The sequence below is a fragment of the Kitasatospora sp. NPDC005856 genome, from assembly GCF_040629945.1.
GTDB lineage: Bacteria > Actinomycetota > Actinomycetes > Streptomycetales > Streptomycetaceae > Kitasatospora.
Genome location: NZ_JBEXWT010000160.1, coordinates 1 through 9,461 on the forward strand (window position 1 = coordinate 1; position 9,461 = coordinate 9,461).

Sequence of the window (9,461 nt, forward strand, 5' to 3'; positions counted from 1 at the left end):
CCCGAGACCCCGCTTCCTCCCCCCCTCCCGCCCCCTCCCCCGCCCGCCCCCGCCCGGCGACACCGCTGCCCCGCCCCCGCCCGGCGACACCGCCGCCCGCCCCCGCCCAGCGACACCGCCGCCCCGGACGCGCGAGCACAGCGCGCCCGGGGCGGGCCTCAGGCAGACAGGGATCCGGCAGGGGCAGGGCTCAGGCCGTGGCCGGCTTCGCCGCCTCGGCGTCCGACTCCCCGGGGGCGGGAACGGCGCGCAGCTGGGGTGCGGGCGGCGCGGGGATGACGGCGGCGACGGCGGCCGCGATCAGCGCGACGCCGCAGCCGATCACCAGCCCGATCCGGAAGCCGCTCTCCGAGGGCAGGGCGTGCCCGCCCAGGTTGACGGTCATCTGCGACAGCACCACGCCCATCACGGCGGCGGACACCGAGGTGCCCAGGGAACGCATCAGGGTGTTGAAGCTGTTCGCCGAGGCCGTCGCGGACAGCGGCACCGCGCTCATGATCAGCGCGGGCATCGCGCCGTAGGCCAGGCCCACACCGCTGTTGCAGACGATCGTCACGACCAGCACGCCCCAGGTGGAGCCCATCAGCGGCAGCGCCAGCCCGTACCCGACGGCGATCGTCAGCGCTCCGGCGGTCAGGGTGAACTTCGGCCCGCGCGCGGCGGACAGCTTGCCGCCGAACGGGGAGACCACCATCATCATCAGCCCGCCGGGCGCCATCCAGAGGCCCATCGCGAGCATCGACTGCCCCAGGCCGTAGCCGGTGGCCGCCGGCAGCTGGAGCAGCTGCGGCACGATCAGCGCCTGGGCGTACATGCCGAAGCCGACCAGCACGGAGGCGGCGTTGGTCAGCAGCACCCGCGGGCGCGCGGTGACCCGCAGGTCCACCAGCGGCTCGGCGACGCGCAGCTCCCAGCGGGCCCAGAGCATCAGGATCGCGGCGGAGGCGGTGAACAGGCCGAGGGTGCGGGTGCTGCCCCACCCCCAGTCGCCGCCCTTGGAGACGGGCAGCAGCAGGCAGACCAGGCCGACGCTCAGGCCGATCGCGCCGACGAAGTCGAAGCGGCCGCCGGCGGGGCGGCGGCCCTCCGTGGCGGGGGCCGGGATGACGGTCCAGAGCAGGCCGATGATGAGGACGGTCAGCACGGCGGTGCCCCAGAACAGCACGCGCCAGCTGGCGTAGTCGGCGACGCCGGCCGCGATCGGCAGGCCGAGTCCGCCGCCGATGCCCATGGAGGCGCTGACCAGCGCGATCGCCGAGCCGAGCCGCTCGGGCGGCAGGACGTCGCGCAGCAGGCTGATGCCGATCGGCACCAGGCCCATGCCCATGCCCTGGAGTGCCCGGCCGGCGATCATCGGCACCACCGAGTCGGCCACCGCGCACAGCACCGAGCCGAGCAGCAGCGGGACGCAGGAGGCGATGAGCATCGTCCGCTTGCCGAGCAGGTCGCCGAGGCGGCCGCTGATCGGGACGAAGACGGCGGCGGAGAGCAGGGTCGCGGTGATGACCCAGGAGGCGTTGGACGCGCTGGTGTGCAGGATCTGCGGGAGCTCGCTGATCAGTGGGGTGACCAGGGTCTGCATGATCGCGGCGACGGTGCCGGTGAAGGCGAGCGTCGCCACGATCGGACCGGTGCGGGCGGTGGGGGCGGGGCCGTTGATGACGGGCCTCCTCGGGCAGTCGAAGAGCAGGATTGTGCAGAAAACACACGATGTGCATGAAGCACAGAATGGTGAGCTTACACATGATGTGCGTCATACACATCATGTGTGCTGCGCATACCTCTGGCATACTGAAGGATGATCCACGGAGAACCCGCAGGTCGAAGCGGTGATGAAGGGACTTCGACATGACCAGCCCCACGCACGAGGTCGCCCTCGAATTCCTGGTGTTCGCCCGGCACCGCGACCTGAGCCAGGTCAACGCCCGCCCCGAGGGCAGCCAGCTCGAACGCACCGCCTACATCCTGCTCAGCCGGGTCGACACCGAGGGGCCGATGTCCATCGGGCAGTTGAGCGACGCCTTCGCCCTGGACGTCTCCACCCTCAACCGGCAGACGGCGGCCCTGAAGAGCGCGGGCCTCCTCGAACGCATCCCGGACCCGGACGGCGGCATCGCCCGCAAGTTCCGCCTCACCGAGGAGGGCCGACGCCGGCTGGACGCGGAACGCGAGGCGCACGTCCGAGCGCTGAACCTGGTGATGGCGGACTGGCCGGAGGAGGACATAGCCTCCTTCGCCGAATTCCTGCGCCGCTTCAACACCGGCATCGAACGCCTCGACGGCCGCCCCTGGCCCCGGAGTTGAGACGTCGACGCACGGCACACGGGAACACCGGGCCCGCGACGTGACTTGCAAGTGGCATGAAAGCCATTGGAGTTGAAGAATTCGGTGGCCCGGAAACCCTACGCGCCCTGGAACTGCCCGAGCCGCAGGCGGGCCCCGGCGAGGTCCGCATCCGGGTGCACGCCGCCGCCGTGAACCCGACCGACGCGATCCTGCGGCGCGGCGGCCACGCCGCGCGGATGCCGGGCAGGCGGCCCCCGTTCGTGCCCGGGATGGACGCGGCCGGGGTGATCGACCAGCTGGGGCCCGGGGCGGACGGACGCCTCGCGGTGGGCCAACGGGTGGTCGCCATCGTGCTGTTCACCGGCGAACACGGCGGCGCGTACGCCGAGCAGGTCGTGGTGCCCGCCGCCTCGGTGGTCCCGGCGCCCGAGGGGGTGGACCATCCCGCCGCCTCCACACTCCTCATGAACGCCATGACGGCACGACTGGCCCTGGACGCGCTCGCCCTGCCACCCGGCGGGACCGTCGCCGTGACCGGCGCGGCCGGCGCCGTCGGCGGGTACGCGATCGAGCTGGCCAAGGCCGAGGGACTGACCGTCGTCGCGGATGCCGCCCCGCACGACGTCGAGCGGGTGCGGCGGTCCGGCGCCGACCACGTGGTGGAACGCGGCCCCGACGTCGCCGACCGCATCCGGGCACTGGTCCCCGCAGGGGTCCCCGGCCTGGTGGACGGCTCCGACCAGACCACCGCACTCGTGCCCGCCGTGGCCGACGGCGGGATCCTGGCCGAGCTGAAGGGCTGGTCCGGCCCGGCCGAACGCGGCGTCCGCGTCCGCCCGGTGATGGTGACGGACGGCCTCGCGGACACCGGCCGACTGGACGCACTGCGCCGCCAGGCCGAGGCGGGCGTCCTGACCCTGCACGTCGCCGACGTCCTTCCCGCCGAACAGGCGGCCCGGGCCCACCGCCTCCTGGAAGCCGGCGGCCTGCGCGGCCGGCTGGTCCTGGACTTCTCGTGACGGTCCCTGCGCGGGAGGTCGGCCGGGCCGACTTCCCGCGCGCGAGGTGGGCGAGCCGCACTCCCCCGGAGCTTCAGTGGCTCCTTGAGCGCCGGTGGCTCCTTGAGCGTCAGCGGTCCGCGGTGAGCTCGGCGAGGAGCGCAGGGCCCGTCCAGGCGGGGGCGCAGGCGGGGGTGGTGCCGGCGGCAGCCGCCTCGGCCTCGCGGACCAGGGTGATCAGGCGTGCGTTGGCGGGGGCCGTGAGGCCGTGGCGCTCGGCGAGGGCGACGGCCTCGCCCTGGAGCGAGTCGATCTCGGTGGGGCGGGCCCGCTGGAGGTCCTCCCACATCGAGGAGCGGGCAGTGGCGTCGATCTGCAGGCTGGCCCCGGCCAGCTCGTGGAACTGCTCGTCCGACAGCTCCAGCACCTGCGGCATCACCTCCGGCGGCACCGGGCCGAGCTGGGCCGGCGCCACCCCGGCGGCCTGGAACGCCGCCAGCGCCTCCCGCTGGCAGAGCGCCACGCACTGCCGGTACGCCAGCTGCCCGACCTGCTCGCGCAGCGGCAGGCCGGAGAGCGCGTTGACCGCGTTGTTGAGGTTCATCAGCAGCTTCGCCGCCTGGACGGCCGGCATGTCCGACCGCAGCTCCAGCAGCAGACCGCTCGCCCGGGCGGCGTCGGCGAGCGCCTCCGCACCCTCCCCCTCGGCCAGCATCAGCGACCCGCCGCTGCCCTGGTGGAACGCCGCCGCACCGGTCCGCACCACGTTGTACGGGACCATGCCGGCCAGCACCCGGTGGCCCGGCAGCGCGGCCGTGAGCGCGTCCGCGTTGCGCAGGCCGTTCTGGAAGCTCACCACCACCGTGCCGGGGCCGAGGTGCGGGGCGAGTTCCCGGGCGGCGGTCGCCGTGTCGGCGGACTTCACCGTGACCAGGACGTAGTCGGCGCCGGCCGCGGCCTTCGGGTCGGCGGCGGCGGTCAGCTCCCGCACCTCGCGGCGGGCCTCGCCCGGACCGGTGAGGGTCAGCCCGTCCGCGTGGATCGCCGCCATCGCCGCCGGACGGCCGATGAGCGTGACCTCGGCGGTCGAGGCGAGCACGCCGCCGAGGTGGCAGCCGATGGAACCGGCGCCGAAGACGGCGATCCGCAGCCTGCGCGGGGCGGGAGTGGTGGACACGAGGGCTGCTCCGGGTGAGGACGAGGGCGTACGGGAGGGGACGGACCGGAAGACGGACGGGAGGGGACGGACGGCGGCGGCGGGGCCGGTCAGCCGAAGAGCCAGTCGAAGAGTCAGTCGAAGAGGTCGGGGTCGGAGAGCGTGATCTGGTCCCACAGCGGGCGGGCCTGGAACCAGCCGGCCAGCGAGGTCCCGATCTGGTCGCGGGCGATCAGGGCGGTCTCCCGGTCGATCAGCTTCGGGGTGCCGGCGGCCATCGCGAGCAGCTGCGCCTGGCAGGACCGCTCCATCGTGACGAACCACCAGACGGCCTCGGCCACCGACTGGCCGACCGTCAGCAGGCCGTGGTTCTGGAGGATCACGGCCTTGTGCCCGGCCAGCGCGGCGGCCACCCGCTTGCCCTCCTCGGTATCGGTCACGACGCCCCGGTAGTCGCTGTACAGCCCGTGGTCCTCGAAGAAGACGCAGGCGTCCTGGGTGATCGGGTCGAGCGGAATGCCGAGGCTGGAGAAGGCCTTGCCGTAGAGGGAGTGGGAGTGCGCGGCGGCGACGGCGTCCGGGCGGGCGGCGTGCACCTGGGAGTGGATCGCGAAGGCGGCCCGGTTCACCGGTCGCTTGCCGTGCAGCAGGGTGCCCTCGTGGTCGACCAGGATCAGGTCGGAGGCCTTGATCTGGTTGAAGCTCATGCCGAACGGGTTGACCCAGAACCAGCTCGGGTTCTCAGGGTCACGGACGGTGATGTGCCCGGCGACGCCCTCCGAGAAGCCGAACCGGCCGAACAGCCGGAACCCGGCCGCCAGTTGTTCCTTCCGGTACTGGCGCTCCTCCTCCACCGAGTCGAAGACCGGCGGCAGCGGCAGGGTGACCCCCTCGGGCGCCGGTCCCACGACGCCGGTCGCCGCGTACGGGTCGGCGGGCTGCTGCGGTGCGGACATGGCGACTCCCGGGGCTGCGACGGTCGGACGGGGGCGAGGGCGAACCAAAAGTGCGTTCGAGAGATTCATACCTTTGGCAATGACCCTGTGGCTATGATCAATCTGATCATCGATCAGGGGGAGGGGCAATGATGCGCAAGGTATTGACCAGGTGGGCAGTTGGGATCGCCGCTGGCGCGGCTCTGCTCGTCGGAACCTCCGCGGCCCTGGCGCCGGCACCCGCACCCACCGCTGTCGCCGGCCTGCTGAACGAGCCGAACCAGTCGGTCGTCGGCCAGTTGAACGAGCCGAACCAGTCCGTCATCGGGCAGCTGAACGAACCCAACCAGTCCGTCATCGGCCAGTTGAACGAACCCAACCAGTCCGTCATCGGGCAGCTGAACGAGCCGAACCAGTCCGTCGTCCGACAGCGGAACGAACCCAACCAGTCGGGCCAGTGAGCAGTTCACGGCTTCGCGACACCACACCCGCCCTGGCCCCCTTCCAGGACCCGGACAAGACGTTCGGGCAGTTCCTGGAGGAGAAGTGGACGGCCGTCTGCCGGGGCCTGGGGACGGACGAGGCGGAGACGGCCCGCGTACTGCACGACCTGCGGGACCTCCTCAGCCCGTGGGGTGCGCGGCCCATCGGGACCCGGTGCAACCCGCCGTCGTTCGTCTCGTCCGACGGCTTCCCCGCCGAGTTGTCCGTCAGCTGGAAGGCGGGGCGGCCGGAGATCCGCATCCTGGTCGAGTCACTGAGCTTCGACCGCTCTCCGCTCGGATCCCAGGAAGCCGGACGGGAGTTGACGCTCCGGCTCGCCGAGCGGCCGGGGGTGAGCATCGAGCGGTACCTCGACGTCGAGGACCTGTTCGTCACACCCCGCCCCGATCGCAACCGGCCCACCGTCTGGCACTCCCTGGCCTGGCAGCCCGGAGAGCGGCCGCAGTACAAGGTCTACCTCAATCCGCAGGCCCACGGCTTGGACCGGACGCATGAGGTGATGGCGGAGGCCATGCACCGGCTGGGGCTGGCCGAGGCCTGGGAACCGGTCGGGCGGCGATGCGAGGAACTCGCCCTGCGCGGGCACGAGGTGGAGTTCTTCGCCCTCGATCTGGACGGCGGAAGCAGGTCCCGGGTGAAGGTCTACTTCCGGCACCTCCCGATGCCGATGGAGGAGTTGGACACGGTGGCCGCACTGTCGCACCGCCACGACTCGACGCGGGCGGCGCGGGCGCGGGCCGTGATCTACGGGCGGGACGGCGGCACGGTGGACAACGAGCCGATGACCTGCCTGGCCTTCCGCGAGGGTGGGACGGGGCCCGAGGAGGCCAACGTCTACCTGCGGCTGCCGGGGAACGCCCGGAGTGATGCCGAGGCGGCCGGGCGGATCGCGGAGCTGATGCGGATCGAGGGAGTCGATCCGCGCCCGCACGCCGAGGTGGTGCGACGACTGACGGCAGAGCCACCGGAGGGCGACACCGGCTTGCAGGAGCTGTGCAGCTACCGGACGATCGCGCCGGGGGTTCCGGCACACATCGGGCTGTACCTGCGGTTCAACACCTACGCCTCTACCCCTGCGACCTGAGGTCGCGGTTTCGCCTGAACTCGCGGATGAGCGCGAGGAGGTTGATCAGGGTGCTGGCCGGGATGTTGCCGACGTCGACCAGGCGACGGCCGTGGAGGTTGATTTCGCCCGGGACGGCGGAGGGCCAGAGGAGGCCGAACTCCCGGCTCTCGGTCCGGAGTTCGACGATCAGTTCGGCGACCTGGCGCGAGGTGAGGTGGAGCAGGGCCGGGTCGGCAGGGTGGATGGGGTGGTGGGCGCTCACGCGACACCGTCCTGCTGCAGCTCGAACCAGACGGTCTTACCGAGGTGCTGGGGGTCGACACCCCAGCGGTGGGTGAGGCCGGCGACGAGCTGGAGGCCCCGGCCGGTCTCGGAGAGGAGGGAGACGGGCCCCAGCTCCGGGAGCAGCGGACTGCGGTCGGAGACCGCGACGCGGAGGATGTTGGCACGGTGGTGAATCAGGATGACGGGCGAGGCCGTCTCGCCGTGGCGCCAGGCGTTGACGATGAGTTCGACCATGGCGAGTTCGGCGTCCGCGATGAGGGAGGGCGGCCAACCGGCGCTGGTCATCCCGTCGCGCAGGGCGTCACGGGAGAGGGTGAGGGAGGGGGAGTTGAGGTTACGCACAGCGTCTCCCGGAGGGGGATGGGTGAGACCGGCGGATGCGTCGCCGTGAACGAGCCCACTGGACATGGGTGTTCTTCGGTGCCCGAGCGGCGTTTCTGACGATCCGTTCGGTGATCGGTGCATCACAGACTGTAGGGCATCGAGGCTCACATGTGCCACCGGATCCGGAAACATGGTCCACCAGTAGCCGCTGGACTGTTGATGAGACGACGTAGATGCTTGGGCCATGCCACCACGTACGACCCCAACGGCCCGGCAGGAACGGTTGGGCATCGAGCTGCGCAAGATGCGAGACAGCGCCCGCCAGACGACTGCCCAAGCCGCCGCCGTGTTCAACCTCGATCGGACGAAGATCACGCAGGTCGAGAAGGGGCACTACCCCATCACGGCCGAGCGCGTCCGAGTGCTCGCGGAAGCCTTCGGCGAGGACGACGCCGAGTACGTCGCGGCCCTCGCATCCATGGCCGAGGATCGGCACAAGGGTTGGTGGGACGAGTATCGCGGCTTTGTTCCGCAGGGATTTCTCGATATCTGCGAGCTTGAGCACTACTCGATGGGCATGCGGTCGTACCAGATCTGCCATCCGCCGGGGCCGATGCAGTCAGAGCGGTACTGTCGCGCAATCTTTCAGTACGCGCAGTCGCCACTGACTCCCCGCGTCATCGAGACGCGAGTCGAACAACGCCTGCGCCGATCGCAGGCCTTGATGGCCGAAGGCTCTCATCCGTACACGGCGATCGTTTACGAGGCCGCCCTGCGAGCGCAGTTCGGCGGCCGTGATGTCACTCGGGAACAGTTGGACTGGATGCTGGAGCTATCCCTGCGCCCTCACGTGACGCTTCGAGTAGTCACGTTCGAGTCGGGTGGATTCATGGGGTCGGGCCAGGCCATCATCTACGCGAACGGCCCCGTTCCTCGTCTCGATACGGTCCAGTACGACTCGGTCGATGGGCCGATCTTCCTCCACACGACAGAGCATCTGAACACCTACCGCACCATTATCGAGCGGATGACTGATCGGTCTCTTTCGGTTGAAGGTTCTCGCGACCTGATCGCGAAGATCAAGAAGGAGATATAGATCATGAAGAAGCTCACCTGGACACGCCCCACGTCGTGCGCCAACTCGAATAACTGCCCCGAGGTTGCCGTGGCTGATGACGCCGTCTACGTCCGCAGCAGCCTCCGGCCCGACGCGGTCGCCCAACTCGATGTCAGCGAGTGGCGGGACCTCGTGTCCGCCATCCGCGCCGGCGAGTTCGCCGTCTGACTCCCCGCCGCACCGGCCGGCCCCTCCGGGCGGCCGGTGCGATTCGGAGCATGGGCGGTGACCTGCTAATGTTTCACCTGTCGCGAGAGAGATGATCTCCCGTCAGGCGTCAGCGGTGCTACCAGAGCACGTCCTACTTTCAGTAGGAAGAGTCCGTGCAACCCGGGCCTGGCGCTCCACAGTCGGAAGGGTCCGGCATCCACCAGGGTGCCGGACCCTTTCGCGTTTCCCGACCGCCGACCGACACACCCGTCACCCCGGAGCAGAAAGCCGCCGAGGCCAGGCGCATGGGCTTCACGAAGCTGAGCCTGGAGACCGGCACGCCCGACCTCTTCCTGCCCGCCAGGAAGCTGTACGAAAAGTTCGGGTTCGTCCCCTGCGAACCGTTCGCGGACTACCGACCCGACCCGAACAGCACGTTCATGACCCGAGCGCTCTGACCGACGCCCCCACTCGCCCGAGGACGCGATTCGTCGCACAGGTTCTGAGCTGCTAATATTCCTGATGTCGCGAGGGAGATGATTCCTCGTCAGGCGTCAGCGGTGCTACCAGAGCACGTCCTACTTTCAGTAGGAAGAGTCCGTGCAACCCGGGCCTGGCGCTCCACAGTCGGAAGGGTCCG

General features: G+C 70.6%; 11 protein-coding genes and 1 pseudogene. 7 read left to right on the top strand and 5 right to left on the bottom strand.

From position 1 onward, the window contains the following. Positions 1–190: 190 nt before the first annotated feature. A complete protein-coding gene (locus ABZ449_RS40835; protein WP_360356921.1) occupies positions 191–1,660 on the bottom strand; it encodes an MFS transporter in 1,470 nt (489 codons plus the stop codon). Positions 1,661–1,848: 188 nt separating this feature from the next. On the opposite strand from ABZ449_RS40835, the gene ABZ449_RS40840 reads away from it, so the two are divergent. Together ABZ449_RS40840 and ABZ449_RS40845 are read left to right on the top strand one after the other, a co-directional pair. After that, positions 1,849–2,304 (top strand): MarR family transcriptional regulator, encoded by a 456-nt coding sequence (locus ABZ449_RS40840; RefSeq protein ID WP_360356893.1) that lies wholly within the window; start codon positions 1,849–1,851, stop codon positions 2,302–2,304. A gap of 56 nt (positions 2,305–2,360) precedes the next feature. Continuing rightward, positions 2,361–3,305, top strand: coding sequence for an NADP-dependent oxidoreductase (locus ABZ449_RS40845; protein ID WP_360356896.1), 945 nt, complete (start codon positions 2,361–2,363; stop codon positions 3,303–3,305). A 109-nt stretch (positions 3,306–3,414) separates the two neighbouring features. Here the strand turns inward: ABZ449_RS40845 and ABZ449_RS40850 are convergent, their stop codons facing one another. Both ABZ449_RS40850 and ABZ449_RS40855 read right to left on the bottom strand, forming a co-directional pair. Beyond that, positions 3,415–4,461, bottom strand: coding sequence for a 2-dehydropantoate 2-reductase (locus tag ABZ449_RS40850; RefSeq protein ID WP_360356898.1), 1,047 nt, complete (start codon positions 4,459–4,461; stop codon positions 3,415–3,417). A 113-nt stretch (positions 4,462–4,574) separates the two neighbouring features. Further along, a complete protein-coding gene (locus ABZ449_RS40855; RefSeq protein ID WP_360356901.1) occupies positions 4,575–5,396 on the bottom strand; it encodes a class II aldolase/adducin family protein in 822 nt (273 codons plus the stop codon). 128 nt (positions 5,397–5,524) lie between these two features. On the opposite strand from ABZ449_RS40855, the gene ABZ449_RS40860 reads away from it, so the two are divergent. Together ABZ449_RS40860 and ABZ449_RS40865 are read left to right on the top strand one after the other, a co-directional pair. Next, positions 5,525–5,836, top strand: coding sequence for a hypothetical protein (locus ABZ449_RS40860; RefSeq protein ID WP_360356904.1), 312 nt, complete (start codon positions 5,525–5,527; stop codon positions 5,834–5,836). Then, positions 5,833–6,963, top strand: coding sequence for a tryptophan dimethylallyltransferase family protein (locus ABZ449_RS40865; protein WP_360356906.1), 1,131 nt, complete (start codon positions 5,833–5,835; stop codon positions 6,961–6,963). The genes ABZ449_RS40860 and ABZ449_RS40865 overlap by 4 nt, the downstream gene beginning before the upstream one ends. Here ABZ449_RS40865 and ABZ449_RS40870 read toward each other — a convergent pair. Then, positions 6,947–7,207, bottom strand: a complete 261-nt coding sequence (locus ABZ449_RS40870; RefSeq protein ID WP_360356909.1) for a hypothetical protein — start codon at positions 7,205–7,207, stop codon at positions 6,947–6,949. The two genes, ABZ449_RS40865 and ABZ449_RS40870, sit on opposite strands and share 17 nt — an antisense overlap. Beyond that, on the bottom strand, positions 7,204–7,572 hold the full coding sequence (locus tag ABZ449_RS40875; RefSeq protein ID WP_360356912.1) for an ATP-binding protein: 369 nt from the start codon (positions 7,570–7,572) through the stop codon (positions 7,204–7,206). The genes ABZ449_RS40870 and ABZ449_RS40875 overlap by 4 nt, the downstream gene beginning before the upstream one ends. Before the next feature lie 265 nt (positions 7,573–7,837). Here ABZ449_RS40875 and ABZ449_RS40880 point away from each other — a divergent pair, with 265 nt between their 5' ends. The 3 genes and pseudogenes from ABZ449_RS40880 to ABZ449_RS40890 form a co-directional block, all read left to right on the top strand. Further along, positions 7,838–8,650: a DUF5753 domain-containing protein gene (locus tag ABZ449_RS40880; RefSeq protein ID WP_360356915.1), complete on the top strand. Its 813-nt coding sequence runs from the start codon at positions 7,838–7,840 to the stop codon at positions 8,648–8,650. 3 nt (positions 8,651–8,653) lie between these two features. Then, positions 8,654–8,839: a DUF397 domain-containing protein gene (locus tag ABZ449_RS40885; RefSeq protein WP_360356918.1), complete on the top strand. Its 186-nt coding sequence runs from the start codon at positions 8,654–8,656 to the stop codon at positions 8,837–8,839. Between the two features lie 275 nt (positions 8,840–9,114). After that, a pseudogene (locus ABZ449_RS40890) lies at positions 9,115–9,279 on the top strand (GNAT family N-acetyltransferase); the annotation flags it as partial. Positions 9,280–9,461: the final 182 nt, after the last annotated feature.